Origin of the sequence: Nocardia sp. CY41 (assembly GCF_009829325.1) — a bacterium.
In the GTDB taxonomy this organism is placed as follows: Bacteria; Actinomycetota; Actinomycetes; order Mycobacteriales; family Mycobacteriaceae; genus Nocardia.
The window spans coordinates 230,024-250,509 of sequence record NZ_VUOS01000013.1 but is presented as its reverse complement, the minus strand read 5'-3'; the positions used below and the strand labels follow the sequence as shown (position 1 = coordinate 250,509).

At 69.3% G+C, this 20,486-nt stretch carries 18 protein-coding genes; 5 read left to right on the top strand and 13 right to left on the bottom strand.

The annotated features are described in order from the left end of the window. Positions 1-90 precede the first annotated feature (90 nt). Together GVY64_RS16375 and purF are read right to left on the bottom strand one after the other, a co-directional pair. Positions 91-1,662, bottom strand: coding sequence for an ABC transporter substrate-binding protein (locus tag GVY64_RS16375; protein WP_442939597.1), 1,572 nt, complete (start codon positions 1,660-1,662; stop codon positions 91-93). 429 nt (positions 1,663-2,091) lie between these two features. Next, positions 2,092-3,684 carry an amidophosphoribosyltransferase gene (purF, locus tag GVY64_RS16370; RefSeq protein WP_159842212.1) on the bottom strand — a complete coding sequence of 531 codons (1,593 nt, stop codon included), beginning with the start codon at positions 3,682-3,684 and terminating at the stop codon, positions 2,092-2,094. Between the two features lie 216 nt (positions 3,685-3,900). Here purF and GVY64_RS16365 point away from each other — a divergent pair, with 216 nt between their 5' ends. Beyond that, entirely contained in the window at positions 3,901-5,169 is a 1,269-nt protein-coding gene (locus GVY64_RS16365; protein ID WP_159842310.1) for a YhgE/Pip domain-containing protein, read from the top strand. 40 nt (positions 5,170-5,209) lie between these two features. On the opposite strand, the gene GVY64_RS16360 is transcribed toward GVY64_RS16365, so the two are convergent. The 4 genes from GVY64_RS16360 to GVY64_RS16345 form a co-directional block, all read right to left on the bottom strand. Next, positions 5,210-5,605, bottom strand: coding sequence for a sterol carrier family protein (locus GVY64_RS16360; RefSeq protein WP_159842210.1), 396 nt, complete (start codon positions 5,603-5,605; stop codon positions 5,210-5,212). A gap of 97 nt (positions 5,606-5,702) precedes the next feature. Beyond that, positions 5,703-7,157, bottom strand: a complete 1,455-nt coding sequence (locus GVY64_RS16355) for a serine hydrolase domain-containing protein (RefSeq protein ID WP_159842208.1) — start codon at positions 7,155-7,157, stop codon at positions 5,703-5,705. Between the two features lie 338 nt (positions 7,158-7,495). Further along, positions 7,496-8,137, bottom strand: a complete 642-nt coding sequence (locus GVY64_RS16350; protein WP_236566869.1) for a CPBP family intramembrane glutamic endopeptidase — start codon at positions 8,135-8,137, stop codon at positions 7,496-7,498. A gap of 32 nt (positions 8,138-8,169) precedes the next feature. Further along, entirely contained in the window at positions 8,170-9,903 is a 1,734-nt protein-coding gene (locus GVY64_RS16345) for an alpha/beta hydrolase (RefSeq protein ID WP_159842204.1), read from the bottom strand. Positions 9,904-10,065: 162 nt separating this feature from the next. Here GVY64_RS16345 and GVY64_RS16340 point away from each other — a divergent pair, with 162 nt between their 5' ends. Then, on the top strand, positions 10,066-10,356 hold the full coding sequence (locus tag GVY64_RS16340; RefSeq protein ID WP_159842202.1) for a YiaA/YiaB family inner membrane protein: 291 nt from the start codon (positions 10,066-10,068) through the stop codon (positions 10,354-10,356). A 62-nt stretch (positions 10,357-10,418) separates the two neighbouring features. Here the strand turns inward: GVY64_RS16340 and purL are convergent, their stop codons facing one another. Beyond that, positions 10,419-12,713 (bottom strand): phosphoribosylformylglycinamidine synthase subunit PurL, encoded by a 2,295-nt coding sequence (purL, locus tag GVY64_RS16335; protein WP_159842200.1) that lies wholly within the window; start codon positions 12,711-12,713, stop codon positions 10,419-10,421. Between the two features lie 128 nt (positions 12,714-12,841). On the opposite strand from purL, the gene GVY64_RS16330 reads away from it, so the two are divergent. Continuing rightward, entirely contained in the window at positions 12,842-14,155 is a 1,314-nt protein-coding gene (locus tag GVY64_RS16330) for a glycosyltransferase 87 family protein (protein ID WP_236566868.1), read from the top strand. Here the strand turns inward: GVY64_RS16330 and GVY64_RS16325 are convergent. Genes GVY64_RS16325 through GVY64_RS16315 form a run of 3 tightly spaced genes read right to left on the bottom strand, consistent with a single transcriptional unit; the run spans position 14,104 to position 16,061 of the window. Further along, complete coding sequence (locus GVY64_RS16325) at positions 14,104-15,402, bottom strand: M18 family aminopeptidase (protein WP_159842198.1); 1,299 nt, start codon at positions 15,400-15,402, stop codon at positions 14,104-14,106. The genes GVY64_RS16330 and GVY64_RS16325 overlap by 52 nt on opposite strands. Before the next feature lie 50 nt (positions 15,403-15,452). Then, positions 15,453-15,602: a hypothetical protein gene (locus tag GVY64_RS16320; protein ID WP_159842196.1), complete on the bottom strand. Its 150-nt coding sequence runs from the start codon at positions 15,600-15,602 to the stop codon at positions 15,453-15,455. 27 nt (positions 15,603-15,629) lie between these two features. Then, on the bottom strand, positions 15,630-16,061 hold the full coding sequence (locus GVY64_RS16315; protein ID WP_043719065.1) for a MarR family winged helix-turn-helix transcriptional regulator: 432 nt from the start codon (positions 16,059-16,061) through the stop codon (positions 15,630-15,632). 50 nt (positions 16,062-16,111) lie between these two features. Here GVY64_RS16315 and GVY64_RS16310 point away from each other — a divergent pair, with 50 nt between their 5' ends. Beyond that, on the top strand, positions 16,112-17,188 hold the full coding sequence (locus GVY64_RS16310; protein WP_159842194.1) for a substrate-binding domain-containing protein: 1,077 nt from the start codon (positions 16,112-16,114) through the stop codon (positions 17,186-17,188). 91 nt (positions 17,189-17,279) lie between these two features. Here GVY64_RS16310 and purQ read toward each other — a convergent pair whose 3' ends face one another. Both purQ and purS read right to left on the bottom strand, forming a co-directional pair. Then, positions 17,280-17,957 carry a phosphoribosylformylglycinamidine synthase subunit PurQ gene (gene purQ / locus GVY64_RS16305; RefSeq protein ID WP_159842192.1) on the bottom strand — a complete coding sequence of 226 codons (678 nt, stop codon included), beginning with the start codon at positions 17,955-17,957 and terminating at the stop codon, positions 17,280-17,282. Further along, the gene (gene purS / locus GVY64_RS16300; protein WP_063023328.1) at positions 17,954-18,190 is read right to left on the bottom strand and encodes a phosphoribosylformylglycinamidine synthase subunit PurS; all 237 of its coding nucleotides are present in this window, start codon (positions 18,188-18,190) and stop codon (positions 17,954-17,956) included. The genes purQ and purS overlap by 4 nt, the downstream gene beginning before the upstream one ends. Positions 18,191-18,321: 131 nt before the next feature. On the opposite strand from purS, the gene GVY64_RS16295 reads away from it, so the two are divergent. After that, a complete protein-coding gene (locus GVY64_RS16295; RefSeq protein ID WP_159842190.1) occupies positions 18,322-18,966 on the top strand; it encodes an MBL fold metallo-hydrolase in 645 nt (214 codons plus the stop codon). A gap of 2 nt (positions 18,967-18,968) precedes the next feature. Here the strand turns inward: GVY64_RS16295 and GVY64_RS16290 are convergent, their stop codons facing one another. Beyond that, entirely contained in the window at positions 18,969-20,324 is a 1,356-nt protein-coding gene (locus GVY64_RS16290; RefSeq protein ID WP_159842188.1) for a dipeptidase, read from the bottom strand. Between the last annotated feature and the right edge of the window lie 162 nt (positions 20,325-20,486).

Here is a 20,486-nt window from a genome sequence, read left to right as displayed (position 1 = left end):
TTCGCCGCAGGCCGGAGGGCCGGGCCCGGACCGGCACCGGCGCGCTGTTCGCCGATATCGTCGTCCCGGGCCCGGCTGTGTCGCCGGAACTCACTTGCTCAGCACCGTGTAACGGAATTTGAACGACGCGTCGAGGGTCTGTTCCACGCCGTGCACTCCGGCGGCCGAGACCGCGATCTGCTTGCCGGACAGCAACGGAACGATCGGCAGGAAGTTCTGCGCGAGATCGCGCTGGACCTGCTGGATCTGCGCGAGCCGCTTGTCCTTGTCGGGCTGGGTCGCCTGGGCGATCAGCTGCGCGGAGATGCCCGGATCCTCGAAATGCGACTGCAGGAAGTTGTTCGGGCCGAAGAACGGGGACAGGTAGTTGTCCGGGTCCGGGAAGTCCGGGAACCAGCCGAACTGGAAGAGCGGATACCCGTCGCGCGCGCGTTCGCGCTGATAGGTCACCCACTCGGTGGATTGCAGATCGACCCGGAACAAGCCGGTGGCCTCCAGCTGTGCCTTGATCGCGGCGTACTCCTCGGAGCTGCTGGAACCGTAATGATCCGGGTTGTACTGGAGATTCAGCGCGACCGGCGTCGGCACCCCGGCCTCGGCCAGGATCTTCGCCGCCTGGTCCTTGTTCGGCCGGGCGCCGTAGATGTCCTTGAACGGCTCCGCCGCGCCCGGCACGCCCTGCGGCACGGACGAATACGCGGGCAGATACGTCTTCTTGTAGACGCCGTCGGCCAGCGCGGCCCGGTCGACGGTGGACGCGACGGCCTTGCGCACGGCCAGTTTCTGCGCGGGCGTGCCGCCCGGCATGGTGTTCAGGTTGAACACGATGTAGCGCAGTTCACCGCCAGGGCCCTCGTGCACGGTGACCTTGCCGTCGCCGCGCAGCGACTCGATGTCGGTGGGCGTGAACGACCGGTATCCGACGTCGAGCGAACCGTTCTGCAGGTCGAGTTTCATGTTGTCGGTGGTCGCGTAGTACTTCGTCGACACCGTCTCGGTCTTCGGCTTGCCGAGGATGCCGTTGTAGTCGGCGAACGCCCGATACTCGACGAGCTTGTTCTTGTCATAACCGGCGATGGTGTACGGGCCGGAGTAGCCCTTGCCCTTCACCACGTCCTCGTCCGGCAGAACCCGGTCCGGCGCGTACACCTTCTCGTCGACGATCGGCCCCGCCTGAGTGGGCAGGATCGCGGGGAAGGTCTGATCGTTCGCCACCTTCAACGTGAACGCGACGGTGCGCGCGTCTACGACGTCGGTCTTCTCCAGGTTGCCCAGCAGCGACGCGGGGCCGTTGGGGTCGTTGATCCGCAGCATCCGGTCGAAGGAGAACTTCACGCTGGTCGCGGTCAGCGGGTTGCCGTTGGCGAACTTCAGGCCGTCCTTCAACGTGCAGGTGTATACCGTGGGCGCGGTGAACTCGCACTTCTGCGCGGCATCCGGCTGTGGCGTCGCGTCGCCGGGCGCGAAGTTGAGCAGGTACTGATAGATCTGCGTCTCGGCGACCAGCGAGCCGTTGTCGTAGGCGGCCGCCGGATCGAGCGAGAAGATCTTGTCGGTGGTGCCCGCCACCAAGCCGCCGCCGTCGTCGTCCTCACCGGTTCGTCCGGAACCGCAGCCCGCGAGCACCGACGCCGCCAACGCCAGCAACCCGACGGCCGCGATGGTTCGCGTTCCGCTACGTCGCCCCAACCTCGAATTCCTCATCACGGCCCCACTTCTCGAGCGCCGCACCGCGTTCCGCTGGGATCGCAGGCCCGGTGCGGACACGGGTGAACTTCCGATCTGATCGGCACCGTACCTACGAAGCATTTTCGGCACGTTACGTTTTCGAAGAAAATTCGCGAGCCCGTCAGCAGGCATTATGCGCAGGGCCTACGACCGCCGGGAAATACCGGTCGTACGTCCAGAATTGCCGCGGAGCGCTGGGCGTCATGTCTCGAGCACGCCAGACCACGCTGCGTGACAGTGCATCACGGTACCCACGAACGCTCGCGACGAAACCCTCCCGCGCCGCGGTGTGAGAGTGATCCGGCGCTCGCCCGGAGCGGGCGAACCACCGGATCGGATGATCAGAAGGCGATCAGCGGCCGCTCATGGACGGCTGAGCGCGCTCGCGTTCGCGTTCTCGCTCAGCAGCACGGCCTCGGACTGGCCGGTGAGCATGCCCTCGAGCACGTTCTTTCCGATGGCGGCCTCGGTGGGCAGCGGGATCGGGTAGTCGCCGTCGAAACAGGCGGCGCACAGCCGCGAGCGTGGCTGTTCGGTCGCGGCGACCATGCCGTCGAGCGAGATGTAGCCGAGGGTGTCGGCGCCGATCGAGCGGCGCACGCCTTCGACCATGTCAGCGACGTCGCCCTCGGTTCCCGCGCCGTTGGCGATCAACTCCGCGCGGGAGGCGAAGTCGATGCCGTAGAAGCACGGCCACTTCACCGGCGGCGAGGCGATCCGCACGTGGATCTCCACCGCGCCCGCCTCGCGCAGCATCCGGATCAGCGCGCGCTGGGTGTTGCCGCGCACGATCGAGTCGTCCACGACGATCAGGCGCTTGCCCCGGATGACCTCGCGCAGCGGATTGAGCTTGAGTCGGATACCCAGCTGCCGGATGGTCTGGCTGGGCTGGATGAATGTGCGACCCACGTAGGCGTTCTTCATCAGACCCTGGCCATAGGGCACGCCCGACCCCTGCGCGTAGCCGACGGCGGCCGGAGTGCCCGATTCGGGGACCGGGATCACCAGGTCGGCGTCGACCGGGTGCTCCTTCGCCAGGCGCCGACCGATCTCCACCCGGGTAGCGTGCACCGACCGGCCCGCGATGGTGCTGTCCGGCCGGGCCAGGTAGACGTACTCGAAGACGCAACCCTTGGGCTCGGGGTTGGCGAAGCGCATCGAGCGCACGCCGTCGGCGTCGATCGCCAGCAGTTCGCCGGGTTCGATCTCGCGGACGAATGCGGCGCCGACGATGTCCAGCGCGGCGGTCTCACTGGCAACGACCCAGCCACGCTCCAGCCTGCCCAGGCACAGCGGGCGCACGCCGTGCGGGTCGCGCGCGGCGTAGAGGGTGTGCTCGTCCATGAACGTCAGGCAGAACGCGCCCTTCAAGGTGGGCAGCAGTTCCATCGCGGCCTGCTCGATGCTGGAGTCGGCGGAGGCGTGCGCGAGCAGCGCGGTGACCACGTCGGAGTCGGACGTCGCCGCGGCGGGCTGCGGGCGGCCACCCCGGACGGTGGCGCCGAGGAGTCCGAGTTCGCGTGCGCGACCGGCCAATTCGGCGGTGTTGACCAGATTGCCGTTGTGGCCGAGGGCAACTCCGGAGCCGACCGCGGTGGTGCGGAAGATGGGCTGGGCGTTCTCCCAGGTCACTCCACCCGTGGTGGAGTAGCGGCAGTGCCCGACGGCGATGTGGCCCGGCATGGCCGCCAGGGTCTGCTCGTCGAACACCTGGCTGACCAGACCCAGATCTTTGAAGACGAGGATCTGCGAGCCGTCCGACACCGCGATGCCCGCCGCCTCCTGCCCACGGTGTTGCAGAGCATAGAGCCCGTAGTACGTGAGTTTCGCCACTTCTTCACTCGGCGCCCAGACTCCGAAGACTCCACACTCCTCGCGCGGCTCGTTCTCGTCGACGTCCGGGGTGGGACAGGAGGTGGCGGAAATGCTCTGGACCGGCAGTTCGGCGTTGGTCACCGTTTGCTCCCTGTTCGGGCGGGCTGGGGGCAGATTTCATTCTACGGGTGGACAGCCGTGCTCTCGCATCGCCGCCGCATCCGAATAGCAATCCGGCGTCAGCGAAGCGAGGTCGGCGCGGGCCGCGCAGCTGTTACGGTGCGCACCGTGACGACTACGGACGACGCGGGCACGACGGAGTCGGGTGCGGCTCCCGCGCGCAGGCCCTGGCCTCGGATGGTGCTGTTTCCCCTCGCCGTGCTGAGCCTGCTCACCGCGCTGCTGGGCATCATGTATCTCGACTATGTCGTCGATCCGGAGAAGAACCTGCACGACTTCCCGATCGCCCTCGTCAATCAGGACGTGGGCGACACCATCGGCAGCGGCGACAGCGCGCAGAAGGTGAATTTCGGCGACCAGATCACCGCCGCGCTGGCCGACGGGGTGCCCTCGGACAAGGTCGACCTGCGCGTGATCAGCATCAACGAGGCCGAGCGGCAGATGCAGTCGGGGCAGGTCTACGGCGCGATCGTCATCCCGAGCGATTTCAGCAAGCGGCTCGGCAATCTGGGTGTGGGCAGTGTCATACCGGGCGACATCCCGCGACCGATCATCACCGTGCAGACGAACCCGCGTACCGGCGCGTTCGGTACCCAGATCGTGCTGCGGATCGGGAACGAGGCGCTGACCGAAGTGAACAAGCAGGTCGGCAAGCAGCTGCTCGACCAGGTCACCGCGCAGCTCGCCCCGCGGCCCGGCGGTCCGCCCGCGCCGCAGCTGACCGGCGCGACCAAGGTGGCGCTGGCGTCGCCGATCGAAGTGGTCACCCAGCAGTACCACCCGCTGCCGCACGGCAGCGGTCAAGGGCTGACCGCGTTCTTCTACTCCTTGTTGCTGCTGTTGGCCGGTGTGGTCGGCGCGATGGTGATCCACACCATGATCGATGCGCAGCTCGGCTTCGTCCCCACCGAATACGGGCCGTGGTACGTGCACTACCCGCCGACACCGATCTCGCGGTTCAAGACGCTGCTGATCAAGTGGGGTGTGTTCGTGCTGGCGGCGAACATCGTCGCGGCGGTGTTCCTGATCGTCGGGGAGCTGCTGGACATGCCGATCGGCAATCCGCTCGCCCTGTACCTCTACAGCGCGCTCGCCATGACCGCCGTCGGCGTGACCGGGCTGTCCATGCTGGCGGCGATCGGTTCGGCGGGACTGCTGGTGAACCTGATCCTGTTCGTCATCCTCGGCTTGCCGTCCTCCGGCGGTACCGTGCCGATCGAAGCCACGCCGCGGTACTTCGGCTGGCTCGCCTCCTTCGAGCCCATGCATCAGGTGTTCCTCGGGGTGCGCTCGATTCTGTACTTCGACGCGAATTTCGCGGCGGGACTCACCCGCGGCGTGTGGATGGCGGTCCTCGGGCTGGTGATCGGACTGGTCTTCGGCGCGACGGTCACCCGCTTCTACGACCGCAAGGGGCTGGAGCGCCGCAACATCGTCCAGGGCTGAGCCGGCCACACGCCGCGATGACGGACTCCTCCGGCCGCCGTCAGCTGGTCGTCGCCCGGACGATCGGCAGCCAATGGGCGATTTCGGGCGCCCGGGCGCCCGAGGCGCTCACCGCCCCGGCGGTTCGGGCGTCGTCGAACGTGACGAGGCCGGTGGCCAGCAGCAGCCAGGTGCGCGGGTCGGTCTCGACGACGTTCGGCGGGGTGCCCCTGGTGTGCCGCGGGCCCTCGATGCACTGCACCGCGACGAAGGGCGGCACCCGCACCTCCACCGAGTGTCCTGGCGCGGAAGCCGCCAGTGACCGTGCGGTCGTCCGCACCGCCGTCGCCAGTTCCGCACGAGTGGGGGCGCCGACCGACTCGTCGCGCAACCACTCGCTCACCACCGCCACCGCCGCCCGCATCCGCGCTGGATCGACCGTCCCTCGTCCTGCCACGTTCCCGACCCTACTTCGCACGCTTGGCAGTCGCCCGGCGCTGGGCACCCGCTCGAAGCGGGAGCGCGGCCGGGCGACTGGACGAGATGGCGGGGTGTCACACCTTCGGGGTGGCGCGCATGCCCACATAGCAGCACTCGGTGCCGTCGGCGAGCGTGGCGAAGACGACAGGCATGTATTCCTCGCTGAACGACGGGCCCGCGCCGGAGGCGGCGAACACGGTGGGCCCGACGGGGGTCAATTCCATGTCCAGCGCCGGTGACAGGCCCGCCATACCGTCGACGAACTCATAGCGCATGTGCCCGGTGCCGTCATCCCGCTTCGTGACGGTGACCACCACGCCCGCGCGCCGGTAGGTGCCCACGAACGGGGCGATGTCCACTGCCACCGGCGGGTCGGCCGGGCCGAACGGGTCCGGCATCCGCACGTCCGCCAGTTCGGCGAGCAGTTCCCCGAACAGGGCCGCGTAGAGCGGGCGGGCGCCGCCGCCATTGGTGAGCAGCGCCACAGCGACCCCCGCTTCGGGCACCGCCCGCAAGTACGCGTACTGACCTACGGCCGCGCCGTCGTGGCCGAATCCTTTGACGCCGTCCCAGTCGTAGAGCGTCCACCCGAGACCCCAGCCGTCGGCGCTGACCGTCCACTTGTCCGGTACGTCGACCTCGCGCCGCTGCATCGCGGCGACCGAAGCACGGGACAACACCGTCGCGCCGTCGGCGGCGCGCCCGCCCTCGAGATGCATTCGAGCGAAGCGGACCATGTCGCCCGCGGAGGTGATCACCCGAGCCGCAGGCGCGGCGCTGCGCGGCATCGCATCCCACTCCGGCGCGGGATCCGGATCGACGCCCGCCGCACCCAGATGGCTCATCGCGACGCGGAACCGCAGCGCTTGCTCGGGCAGCGTCACCAGGTGGCCGAGCCCCAGCGGGGCGGCGAGCATGTCCTGCACGGCCTGATCCCAGGTCTTGCCGGTGAGTACTTCGACGACACGGCCGAGGACGATGTAGCCGAGGCTGCCATAGGACATCGCTGTGCCGGGCGCGCAGTCCAACGCCACTTCGCGTGCCGCCGCGACATACGCGGCGAGACAGTCGTCGCCCCGCCCGGTGTCGTGGTTGAAATCGTTTGTGACGCCGCCGGTGTGGCTGAGCAGCTGCCTGATCGTGATCGTCGTCGTCGCCGGCTCATCGGGAGTGGCGAACTCCGGCAGGACGTCGATCACCGGAGCATCGAGATCGAGTTTTCCCGCATCGGCGAGCTGCATGATCAGCGTCGCGGTGTACACCTTGGCGATCGAGCCGCAGAGGAACACCGAGTCGGTGGTCACCCGCACGCCCGTTCCCCGGTGCAGGACGCCGCTGGCGATCTCGTAGACCTGTCCGTCCACCAGCACGGCCAGCGACGCCCCCGGAACGTTGTGCTGGGCGCGCAATTGGTCCAACCGCGCCTGCCAGCGTGCCACGGAGAACCGGCGTCCGGACGAATCCGTGCTGCCCCAGTCTCCACGCACCTGCCACGCACCCGTCTCGTCCCAGTTCATCGCGTTCGCCATAGCTTCACTCCGATCTCTCCCTTGCGCACACTGTTCGCGCTATGCGAACACCGTACCCATATTGGAACGATGTGCGCAACCCTCGAGTGCGGCGCCATTCGATCGCGGACGGCGGACGGGCCGAGTCACTTACGAACCATGCCTGCGAGGCGTTCGGCAGGCCGCGGCATCCGCAGGCCCCAGGGGCGGCGGCGGACTCCGACGATCGTCACGGCCGCCGAATCACCGCACTCGTTCGACGGCAGCGGCTCCGCAGCGGAGAGGAGGCTGCGGCGAACGCGGGTCGGAAACCACGCACCGCTCGCAAGGAGCGCCGAACAATGGAGTTCCGTAGCTGTTCACAAGCTCGCAGGCGCCGGCCGGACCGGCCGGGATCGGCGATCCTGGATCTGGCGGCGGCGGGCCAGGCGAGGAGCGATCGCACCACCCGCGTTCATGGCCAGGTGCAGCAGTGCCGGAGCGACGACGCCCGCGGTGCGGCGGCGCAGCCAACCGAACACGAGACCGCCCGCCGCCGTCACGGCCACGGTGGCGGGCACGCTGTCACCTACGGCCCGCGCGGGTGCGATGTGCCACAGCCCGAAGATCGCCGCGCCGAGCAACGCGCCTGCTCGCGGACCTAAGACGTTGTCGAGCAGTGGATCCAGCGTGCCGCGGAAAACGAGTTCCTCGCTGTAGACGGTCCCGAGGGGAATGTGCACCGCCACCCACTCCGCGGTCGGCACGTCGGGTCCGCGGCCGGCGAGTTCGGCCGATTGCCATCGCAGCGACGGAACGGCAAGGGCCGATGCGTAACCGGCTGTCACCGCCGAGGCGGCGAGCAGCCCGGAGCGAACGCCGCGCACCGACCACCGCCCCGGGTCGGCACGCACTGCGATCGCGTAGAGGGTGGCGAAACCGGCATTGGCAGCCGTGCGCCCACGGATGCCGAGACCGAGGCGAGGCAGGACCGCATTGCTCCAGGCGAGCGGAGCAGCCACCGCCACAATCGATCTCGCGGCCGTGCCAGATCTCACTTGGTCTCTCGCTCGGAGTCCTCCGCGGCCTCGACCACTGCCCGGATCCGTTCGGCGCGCTCGGCGGTCCAGTCCGGCGGCGCGGCGATGGCCGCCCAGCCGTCCAGCACCAGGCTGCCGTACCGGTGTCCGTGCCCGTCGGTGACGCCTTGCGCGTTGGTGAGATCCGCGGCCACCTGCCAGAACGTGACGAACGGCCACCAGCGCATCTGCGAGGAGACGTCCGAGCCGCGGGGCTCCGACAGCCAATCGGGTCGCGAGAAGATCAGATCCGTCGACCACCAGACGATCGGGTCGGACGCGTGCTGCAGATACGCGATACGCGGAGGCCGCCACTCCGACGAAGGCCGCGCCAAGTCGGCGCTGTCGGTGGCGAACCGCACCACCAGCCCGTCCGCGTACAGCGGCTCGACCTCCCTGGACCCCGGATCACGGCGGGCGACGAACTGCTGCCAAAGCCGGTTGGAGTTCGGCGGGCCGACCCACAGCGCGCCGTCGACCTTTGCCCGCAGGTCGGCGAGGCCCTCGAACGCCGCCTCGGACCCCTGCGAGCCCAGGCTCTCCCCGTACACCAGCAGTTTGGGCCGCACCTCCGGCGGCCGCGCGGTCCAGTGCTGGTACACCGCGTCGAACACGTCCCGGCCCGCCGCGGCGGCCTTGTTGCGGTCGGCCAAAAACGACAGCACGCTCGGCAGGTACGAGTACTGCGTGGCGACGATCGCCGTGTCGCCGTCGTACATGTACTCGATCGCCCCCGCCGCCAGCGAGTTCACCCATCCGGTGCCGGTGGTGGTGACCACCACGAGCGCCTTCCGATCGAACGCTCCGGTCCGCTCCAGCTCCGCCACCGCCAGCTCGGCCGGTTGCTGGTCGCCTTCGACCGATTCCAGGCCGACGTAGGCGCGGATGGGTTCCTTGGCCGGACGGCCTGTGACCGAGGTGATGCGGTTCGCCGTGGGGCCGTGTGAGACGAACCAGCGCCCCTCGAATCCCAAGGTCTCCCATTTCGCCAGCGAGGCCGGGCTGCCGGAGCGTTCCGGTTGCTGCGGCTGCACCGCGTTCACCGAGGTGTGGTCGTTGCGCACGCTGAAGGCCGAGTTGGCCACCGCGAAGAACGCCTGGGTGGCGACACCGTTGAAGATCGTCACCGCCAGCACCACCAGCACCAGGAATCCGGCGGCCGGCGCGAGCTCCCGCGGCACTCGCACCCACCGGTTGAGCACGCGAGCCAGGAAAAGGATGATCTCTCGCAGCGTGCGGTAGACCGCGACCGCCGCCGCGCCGACGGCCAGGCTGAGCAGACCGGTGCGCAGGTAGGCGGGCGTGGTGGTGCCTTCCATGTCCATCAACGCCGTGATCTCGCGCTGCCACCGCGCCGACTGCACCAGCATCAGCGCGGCGCTCAGCGCCGCGGTGAGCAGCACCGCGGACTTGACCGCGTAACGCGCCCACGTCGGCGGCGGCGGAATCTTCAACCGCGGCCGCACCCACAGCCGGAACAGCCATTCCAGCAAACACCCCGCGCCGTACCCGATGGCGGCGTTGATCCCGCTGATCAACCCCTGGAACAACCAGTCGCGCGGCAGCAGCGACGGTGTCACCGACAACGCGAAGAACACCGTCGCCACCACCAAGCCGACGTAGTTCAGATCGATGACGTCCTCGGCGCGCCGGGTCATCGCGACCGCGCGCGTGCGCAGTTTCCGCATGGTCCCGGCGGTCTCCAGCATTCGATCAGTATGGCGGTCGCCACCGACCGTCCGGCGCGTCGCCCGCCGCGACGCGGTCGCACCGGACGCAGATCACACCGGCCGCGGTCCAGGCAACTACCCATGCCGCTCGAGTAGTTGTACACAGGTGCCTACGCCGCGCCGACCGGAAACTTTCTGTCCATGAGCACAACGACCGCGCGGCAGAAGGCCACCGCCGCTTACGTCGCCCAGGCCGCGATCGCGTTCGGCATCAGCTTCGTCGGAATCGGGATCGGGATCTACGCACTGCCGTTGGACGTCTGGCAGCGCGGGTTCCTCGCGATGTCCATGCTCTTCCTGGTCACGAGCACCTTCACGCTCGCGAAGGTGATCCGCGACCAGCAGGAGGCGGCGACCATCCACGGTCGCATCGATCAGGCGCGGATGGAGAAGCTGCTCTCCGAGCACGATCCGTTCAATTCCGTCGCCTGAACCCGCGCACCTGGGCGGGCCCGGCAACGAGGGGTCCAGGCCCGCCCAGGTGGGCGGTTTCGTCAGACGGCGCCCGCGCCGAACAGTTTCGGCAGCGTGCCTTCGTGCGCGGCCCGCAATTCGTCCATGGTGATCGAGAACTGGCCCTGCACCTCGACCGAATCCGACCCCTGGTCGACCACGCCGATGCGCACCCACGGCAGTTCGCGGGCGGTGCACATGCGGGTGAACCTGGTCTCCTCCGAGCGAGGAACGGCGACCAGCACGCGGCCCGCCGACTCGGAGAACAGGGTGACGAACGGGTCCGCACCCTCGGGCAGCAGGATGCGGCAGCCGGTCTCCCCGGCGAGCGCGGCTTCGACGACGGCCTGGGCGAGACCGCCCTCCGAGAGGTCGTGCGCGGCGCTGATCATGCCGTCGCGCGAACCGGCGGTGAGCACCTCGGCGAGCAACTGCTCGCGGGCGAAGTCGACCTTCGGGGGGACGCCGCCGAGGTGGTCGTGCGCCACCTGGGACCAGATGGACCCGCCGAACTCGTCGCGAGTCTCGCCGAGCAGAATCAGCGTCTCACCCGGTTCCAGGCCGACCCCCGTCGGAATGCGGCGGTGCACGTCGTCGATCACGCCAAGTACGCCGACCACCGGGGTCGGCAGGATCGCGGTCTGACCGGTCTGGTTGTAGAAGCTGACATTGCCGCCGGTGACCGGGATGCCCAGCGCCACGCAGCCGTCCGCCAGTCCGCGTACCGCCTGCTGGAACTGCCACATCACCCCGGGATCCTCCGGCGAACCGAAGTTCAGGCAGTTGGTGACCGCCTTCGGCGTCGCGCCGGTGGTGGCCACGTTGCGGTAGGCCTCGGCCAGCGCCAGCTGCGCACCGGCGTAGGGGTCCAGCTTGGTGTAGCGGCCGGACGCGTCGGTGGCCAGCGCGATGCCGCGGCCGGTCTGCTCGTCGATCCGGATGACGCCCGCGTCGGCCTGGTCGGCCAGCACGGTGTTGCCGCGCACGTAGCGGTCGTACTGCTCGGTGATCCACTTGCGGCTGCACAGCTGCGGGCTGGAGATCATCCGCAGCAGCGTGGCGCGCAGTTCGTCGGCGTTCCGCGGTCGAGGCAGCCGGTCCGGGGAGTCGGCGATCAGCGCGTCCTGCTCGTCGGGGCGCGCGACCGGGCGCTCGTAGACCGGTCCCTCGTGCGCGACGGTGCGCGGCGGCACGTCGACCACGGTCTCGCCGTGCCAGGTGACCACCAGCCGGTCACCGTCGGTGACCTCGCCGATCACCGTGGCCAGCACGTCCCACTTGCGGCACACGGCCATGAACGCGTCCACGTTCTCGGGCGTGACGACCGCGCACATGCGCTCCTGCGATTCGCTGGAGAGCACTTCGGCGGGCGTCATGCCTGCCGCGCGCAGCGGCACCTTGTCCAGCTCGATGTGCATACCGCCGTCCCCGGCCGCCGCGAGCTCGGAAGTGGCACAGGACAATCCGGCGCCGCCGAGGTCCTGGATCCCCACCACCAGTTTCGCCGCGTACAGCTCGAGACAGCACTCGATGAGCACCTTCTCGGTGAACGGGTCGCCGACCTGCACCGAGGGCAGCTTCTTGCGGCCGGAACCGGACTCGTCACCGGAGAAGGTGTCCGAGGCAAGCACCGAGACGCCGCCGATGCCGTCCAGGCCGGTGCGCGCGCCGAACAACACGATCTTGTTGCCGGTGCCGGAAGCGAAGGCCAGATGCAGGTCCTCGACCCGCATCACGCCCGCGCACAGCGCGTTCACCAGCGGGTTGCCCTGGTAGGAGGCGTCGAACACGGTCTCGCCGCCGACATTCGGCAGGCCGAGCGAGTTGCCGTAGCCGCCGACGCCGCGCACCACGCCGTCCACCACGCGGCGGGTGTCGGCCGCGTCGGCCGCGCCGAAGCGCAGCTGGTCCATCACCGCGATCGGGCGCGCGCCCATCGCCATGATGTCGCGCACGATGCCGCCGACGCCGGTGGCCGCGCCCTGGTACGGCTCGACATAGGAGGGATGGTTGTGGCTCTCCACCTTGAAGGTGACCGCCCAGCCGTCGCCCACGTCGACGACGCCCGCGTTCTCACCGATGCCCGCGAGCATGGACGCGCGCATCTCGTCGGTGGTGGTCTGGCCGAAGTAGCGCAGGTGCACCTTCGAGGACTTGTAGGAGCAGTGTTCGCTCCACATCACGGAGTACATCGCCAGTTCGGCGTCGGTCGGCCTGCGACCGAGGATCTCCTTGATGCGGGCGTACTCGTCGTCTTTGAGGCCGAGTTCTTTGTAGGGTTGCGCCACGTCGGGGTTTGCTGCGGCTGCGCTGACGGTGTCGACCTGCGGAGTCACGGAGTACCAGGGTCCTTTCGGCCGGGCATGCTGAAGCGACGAGCGTTGTCACTGGGCGGCGGCGAGATGCCTGGGTGTAAGTCTAGAGGCAGTGGGTACGGGCCATCCGCACCGGCTACTCTGAGCCCGTGAACGATGGATCGGGGGTCGCGAATCCGGGTGAGAGATCGGTCACCTCGGACGACGCGCCGGCCCGGAGCGGGGGACCGGGAACCGCGCCCGGCGACGCGGCGCCGAACCTCCGGTCACCGCAAGTGCGCTGGCTGATTGCCGCTGTCGCATTGTTCGCGGTGTCGGCGCTGGTGTCACTGCTGGCGCACTGGTGGCACGGCTACATCGACCTGCAGGTCTATCGCAACGGAGCCCGGGTCTGGTTGGACGGCGGCGACCTGTACGGCCCGATGCCGCCGGTGGAGGGGATCGGGCTGCCGTTCACCTATCCGCCCTTGGCCGCGTTGTTCTTCGCGCCGCTGGCCCTGATGCCGCTGGTCGCGGCCGAGGTGCTGGTGGTGGTCACCTCCGTGGTGAGCCTGGGTATCTCGCTGTGGCTGGTGCTGGCGCGCCTGCGTCCGGAGTTGTCCCGGCCGGCCGTCCTCACCCTGGTCATCGGCGCGGTAGCGGTGGCGCAGTTCTTCGAACCGATCCGCCAGACCTTCGGCTTCGGTCAGATCAACCTGGTGCTGATGGCCGCGATCACACTGGACTGCTTGGTGCGCAAGCCGTTCTGGCCGCGCGGCATGCTGATCGGCATCGCGGTGTCGGTGAAGCTGATCCCGGCCGGCTACCTGCTGTACTTCGTGCTGCGCAAGGACTGGAAGGCCGCGGGCACGCTGGTGATATCGGCGATCGCGGCGGTCGGTCTCGGATTCCTCTTGTTCCCCGGCGATTCCGTGGACTACTGGTTCCACACTCTCGCCGACACCGGCCGCATCGGGCCGCCGTACTTCGCGGGCAATCAGTCCATCAAGGGCATGGCGTTCCGCCTCGGCATCGACGACACGGCCGCCACGCTGGTGTGGATCACACTGTCGGTACTGGCCGTCGCGCTCGCCGCGGTGTGGATGCGCAGGTTGATCGAGGCCGGCGCGACCGTGGCGGCGCTGCTGGTGAACGCCGCGGCGGTGCTGCTGGTATCGCCGGTCTCCTGGTCGCATCACTGGGTGTGGATCGCGCCCACACTGGTGGTCACCGCCGATCTCATGGTGCGCGGCAGGCGCGGTCCGCGAGCGATCGGCCTGGTCACGGCGGCCGCCGTGGTGTTCCTGATCGGCCCGCACTGGCTGCTGCCGCACTCGCGCGACCGCGAGCTGGAGTGGGCCTGGTGGCAGCAGATCATCGGAAGCACGTACGTGCTGGCGACTTTCGCCGTGTTCGTCGTCGCGGTGTTCACCTACCGCCCGGTGGTCTCGGGCGTGAGAAAGGCGGCCAGCGCCGCGGCATAGGCCGGGACGTCGAACGCGCCCATCAGCTCGCGCGCCGCATGCATCGCCAGCTGCGGCGCGCCCACGTCGACGGTCGGCATGCCGGTGCGCGCCGCGGTCATCGGCCCGATCGTGGAGCCACACGGCAGGTCGGCCCGATGCACGTAGCGCTGCAACGGGACCCCGGCCTGGGCGCAGGCCAGCGCGAACGCGCCCGCGCCGGTGGCGTCGGTGGCGTAGCGCAGGTTCTGGTTGACCTTCAGCACCGGCCCACCGTTGACCTCTATCCGGTGCGCGGGCTCGTGCCGCTCCGGATAATTCGGGTGCGTCGCGTGCGCCATGTCGCCGGACGCGCACACCGAACCGGCCAGCGCGGCAAGGTAATCGGCGCGGCCGCCGCCGCGCGCGAGCACGATGCGTTCCAGCACGGCGGGCAGCAGATCGGACTGTGCGCCGCGGTCGGACTGACTGCCGACCTCCTCGTGGTCGAACATGGCCAGCACCGGGATCGCCGCGCCGGGCTCGTCGATCGCGGCGAGGAACGCCCGCAGACCCGCGAAGCAGGTGCCCTGGTTGTCCAGGCGCGGCGCACTGACCAGATCCTGGTCCCGGCCGATCAGCCTGCTCGGCGTCAGGTCGTGGGTCATCAGCTCCCAGCCGAGCACGTCGCCGGGATCGACGCCCACCCGATCGGCCACGAAATCGATGAACGCGGCCGCCTCGTATCCCGCGCCCCACACCGCGTTCACGTGCCGCTGCGGGTCCAGCGTGACGCCCTTACGGTCCTCGGAGAGGTGGATGGCCAGTTGCGGCACCCGCAGGATCGGCTCATCGATGCGAACCAGGTTTTCGCGCACCGTGTTTCCGTCGCGCACGCTGAGCCGCCCGGAGACGCCGAGCTCGCGGTCCAGCCACGAGTTCAGCCACGCGCCGCCGTACGGCTCCAGCCCGACCAGCTGCCAGCCCGCCGAGATCAGGTCGGGATGCTGCTTGACGCGCAGATTCGGACTGTCGGTGTGCGCCCCGACCACGCGGAACGGGGTCGCGCCCGCGCCGTCCCCGGCCGCCCAGGCGACCAGCGACCCACCGCGAACCACGTAATGCCTGCCCGAGCCGTCCGTGGGCCAGGGCTGCGACTCGGCGAGCCGGGTGAACCCCCGCTCCGCCAATTCCGCGGCGACCGTGCGACAGACGTGGAACGGCGACGGAGACGCATCGATGAACGCGCACAACCCGGCGGCCGTGGCGGCGGTGGTGGAGACGGGCATGCCTGCGATCCTAGGCAGGGTATCGGTGACCGGCGCGCCCCGGTCGATCATCAGGCGTGGCGAATACCGGTGGAAACGATATGGCCGATGCCGAAATCACGGCCGACCCGAGCACCCTCGGCGCCGCGAGTTTCGTCCGGACGCATAAGGGCCGGAATGGTCTGGCGGCAGATCACGAATCGGGCGTTCGCGGCATTCATCGGATGAATGTCCAGTACTTCGGCGTATTACTCCGAGGCGATGGAAACCAGATCGAGCAATCGCATGAGTTCGGTATATCGACGCGCACCGATTCGCCCGCGCAACTCCTGTTCGGCGCGCGCCTCCTCCGTGCGCACTTCGGCGACCAAGTCGGCGCCGAGCCTGCTGAGGCCGATCAGGATGCGACGGCGATCGTCCTGCGCGGCGAGCCGGAAGATCAGGCCGCGCTCGGCGAGATAGTCGGCGTGCCTGGTGGCCGAGGAGGGCGCCAGCTGCGATCTGGCCGCCAGCTCGGTCATCGTGATGCCCGCGTCGCCGCACAGATTCGACAGCATCGACCACTGATCCGGCGAGAGCTGCCTGGCACACAGCGCCGCGTCCAAGTGGCGCACCCAACCGCGCTCCGCGGCACGCAGCGCGCCATGCAGCGTCGAATTTCCGCTTACAATGGACGTCATTATTTCCCCGCCTGCCGTCAATTTCGCTCGAACGAGAAGAAGAGTACCCAATGTCCGCGTTGAGCGAGAGCCCCGACGGCACAATCGAGGTTCTCAACATAGTTCCACGGCAGGGACCGGGCGGTATCGTGGCACCGTCCTGCGATGCGGCGATATCGCTCGCGGTCGACGAAATCAACCGTGGAGCGGGAATTCTGGGGCGGGAAATTCGTACCACGAATATCGACGGCGGGCGGGCGCCGTCGGAGGTCGCCGCCGAGGTCTCCGCGCTGCTGTCCACCGGCATGGTGCACGCGATCACCGGATGGCACACCTCCGCGGTCCGGCGGGCCGTGGCACGGGCGGGCGCGGGCCGGGTTCCGTACCTGTACGCCACCAGCCACGAGGGCCTGACCGACGAGCTACCCGGCGTGCTGATGCTCGGCGAGCACCCGGCCGGGCAGACCGTGCCCGCCGTGCACTGGCTCGAACGCGAGTACGGCGTGCGGCGCTGGGCCATCATCGGCAACGATTACATCTGGCCGCGCCGGTCCGCCGAGGCGATTCGCGCGAGCCTGTCCGATCCGGCCGCGATCGTGCTGGAACAGTATGTTCCGCTGGGCTGCCCGGATTTCTCCGACTTCCTCACTCATCCGGCACTCGGCCTGGCCGACGGGGTGGTCATCCTGATGGTCGGCGCCGACGTCGCTCGCTTCAACCGGCAGTACGCGGCCACCGGCCGCGCCGCGACCCAGCCGCGGGTCAGCCCGGCGGCCGACGAGAACGTCCTGCTGGCAGCGGGCCCGGAGGCCAACCACGGCTTCTTCGTGGCGTCCAGCTTCTTCCTGGACGACCGCACACCCGACGGGCGCGACCGGATCACCCGCTACCACCGGCGCCACGGCGCGTTCGCCCCCGCGCTGACCAGCTTCAGCAACGCCACTTACGAAGCCATCCACACCCTCGCCTCGCTCGCGCGGACGGTCGGATCACTCGCGGTGCCCGAGATCCTGGACGCCCTCGACCACGGCCTGTTCCTCGAAACTTCGTCCGGCGTAAGGGCTTTCCGAGGCAACCAGGCGATCCAGCGCGGGTACATCGCCCGCGTGCAGGGAGTCGACTTCGAGATCATCGACCGCATCAGCTGATGGACAGACGCGGACACCGAGCGCAAACCCCGGTCCGGACAAGTTGTGCCGCAGCTCGATTCACCGACGCCGCGACCAGGTCGCGGCCGGATTACACAGCGACCAGCGTGTCCAGAACCGAGAGGAACAGGCCGAGCCCGTCGTCGCTGGGGCCGGTGAGCGGCTCGGTGGCGTGTTCGGGGTGCGGCATCAGGCCGACGACGCGACCGTTGGCCGAGGCGATGCCCGCGATGCCGCGCTGCGAGCCGTTCGGGTTGTCGCTCGCGTAGCGGAAGACCACCCGGCCCTCGCCTTCCAACTGATCCAGCACGGCCTCCGACGCCTGGTAGCGCCCCTCGCCGGACTTCAGCGGGACCAGGATCTGCGCGCCCTGCTCGAAGCGGGAGGTCCACGCCGTCGACGCCGATTCCACGGTGAGCCATTCGTCGCGGCAGATGAAGTGCAGGCCCTCGTTGCGGGTCAGCGCGCCGGGCAGCAACCCGGCCTCGCACAGCACCTGGAAGCCGTTGCAGATGCCGAGCACCGGCAGCCCGGCGCCCGCCGCGCGGACGACCTCGCCCATGACGGGGGCGAACCGGGCGATGGCGCCTGCCCGCAGGTAGTCGCCGTAGGAGAAGCCGCCGGGCACGATTACCGCGTCGACGCTCTTCAGGTCGGCGTCGGCGTGCCACAAGCTGACCGACTCGGCACCGGCCAAGCGCACCGCCCTGGCCGCGTCCACGTCGTCGAGCGTGCCGGGAAACGTGATGACGCCGATGCGAGCGGTCATGAGAGGCGAACCACCTTCCATTCCTCGATCACCGTGTTGCACAACAGCGATTCGGCGATCTGCTCGAGCGCGGCGTCGTCGACGCTGTCGTCGACGTCGAGTTCGAATCGCTTGCCCTGCCGCACGTCCGAGACGCCCTCGAATCCCAGGCGCGGGAGTGCGCCGACGATGGCCTGCCCCTGCGGATCCAGGATCTCGGCCTTCGGCATCACCTCGACCACGACTCGTGCCACGCGTTGCTCCTCATGTGGTTGGGGGGTTACCTCAGCAGCGTAGTTGTGCTGGTCGGGTGCGTCATCCGCGGGGTAGGCCGAGACGGCGGCGATGTCGCGGAGAACACATCGGCCGTGGCTAGCATGGCGGCATGCGCATAGCCCACTTCGGTCACTCCTGTCTCCTCGTCGAGCTGCACGGCACGAAGATCCTGTTCGATCCGGGCACGTTCTCGCACGGTTTCGAGGGCCTCACCGGTCTGGACGCGATCGCGGTCACCCACCAGCATCCCGACCACATCGACCCGAACCGGATCGATGCGCTGGTCGAGGCCAATCCCGGCGCGCGGTTGCTCTCGGACCCGCAGACCGCCGAGCAGCGCGGCGGGCGGTGGGAGGCGGTGCACGCGGGCAATGTGCTCACCCTCGGTGAGCTCCGCATCACCGGCGGTGGAGGCAGGCACGCCGTCATCCATCCGGAGATCCCCGTGATCGACAACACCGTCTTCCAGCTGGGCACCGCCGACGACCCGGCGCAGCTCGTCCACCCGGGCGACTCGCTGTGGGTGCCGCCGGTCCCGGTCGGCGTCCTGGCCGCTCCGGCCGCCGCGCCGTGGATGCGGGTCAGTGAAGCCGTCGACTACCTGCGCGCGGTCGCTCCCCGTGTCGCGCTGCCCATCCACTACGGCATCATCCGGGAAGAGGCGCAGGGCATCTATTTCGGCAGGCTGTCCGAGATGGCCCCGGCCGGAACGGAATTCCGGGTCCTCACACCGGAGAACGACACCGAGCTGTAGCGCTACCCGGCGTAGGTGGCGAGGAATATCGCCTCGGCCAGCGCCATGTGCTCGATCTCCTTCGGATCGACGCTCTCGTTGGGCGCGTGGATCAGGGATTTCGGCTCCTCGACCCCCAGCAGCATGATTTCCGCGTCCGGGTAGGTGGTGGCGAAGACGTTGCACAGCGGGATCGAGCCGCCCTGTCCCTGGGTGGTCGCCGGCCGACCGTAGGACGCCGCCAGCGCCGCCTCCATCGCGGCGCGCGCGGGTCCGCCGGTCGGGGACCGGAACGGCGCTCCGGTGCCTTCCAGCTCGACGGTCAGCCTGGCGCGCCACGGCGTGTGCGCCTCCAGGTGCGCGACGAGCGCCAGGTAGGCATGCTCCGGGTCGGTGCCCGGCGGGATGCGCAGATTCAGCCGGGCGCGCACGGTCGCCGGGATCGCGGCGGCGGAGCCGACCACCGGAGGCGCGTCGATGCCGAGCACCGTCAGCGCCGGTCGCGCCCAGAGCAGGTCCGCGACGGTGCCGTCACCGACGAGTTCGACGCCGCCGAGGACGCGCGCGTCGGTGTGGAACTGCTCGCTCGGGTACTGGACGCCCGGCCAGACCTGATCGTTGGGCAGCCCGTCGATGGTCGTGTTGCCCCGCTCGTCGCGCAGCGAGGCCAGCAGCCGGATCAGCGCGGCCAGCGCGTCGGGGGCCGGTCCGCCGAACATGCCGGAATGCAGCGGGCCGGCGAGAGTTTCGACGGTGACCACCACGTTCACGCCGCCGCGCAGCGTCTGCGTCAAGGTGGGCACACCAGCGGCGAAGTTGCCGCAGTCGCCGACCACGATCGCGTCCGCGCGCAGCAACTCCGGCTCGGCTTCGACGAACCGCTCCAGTCCCCCGGTGCTCTGCTCCTCGGATCCTTCCGCCACCACCGTGACGCCCAGCGGCAGATCCGGACCGAGCGCGCGCAGCGCCGTCAGATGCATGACGATGTTGCCCTTGCAGTCGGCGCTGCCGCGGCCGTACCAGCGCCCGTCCCGCTCGGTCAGCTCCCACGGCGGGGTGCGCCACGCCGCCTCGTCCAGCGGCGGCTGAACGTCGTAGTGACAGTAGAGCAACACCGTGGGGGCCCCGTCGGGCGCGGGCCGGGACGCGACGACCGCCTTGGTGCCGTCGGGCGTTTCGTGCAGGCCGACCGCGGTCAGTCCGGCGGCCGCGAACGCGTCGGCGACCCACTGCGCCGCCCGGTCGCACTCCTCGATCGGATACTGCCGCGGATCGGCCACCGACCGGAACGAAACAAGCTGTGCCAAATCTATTTTCGCCTGCCCCATCAACCCGGCCACGGCAGCGCGCAATTCCGCCACCCGCACGTCCTGCACCATTCCCACACCCTATCCCCCGCTGCCGGGGCGAAGTTCACACCACCGGCCGGGTGTTCGCGCCCGCTGCGCGGTCCGGGCGGGACGCACCGTAGGCGCGAAGTGCGTCCAGTGGTGGAAAGGGTGTGCCAAGCTGAGGATCGAGGTTGCTGGCAAACTGCTGGC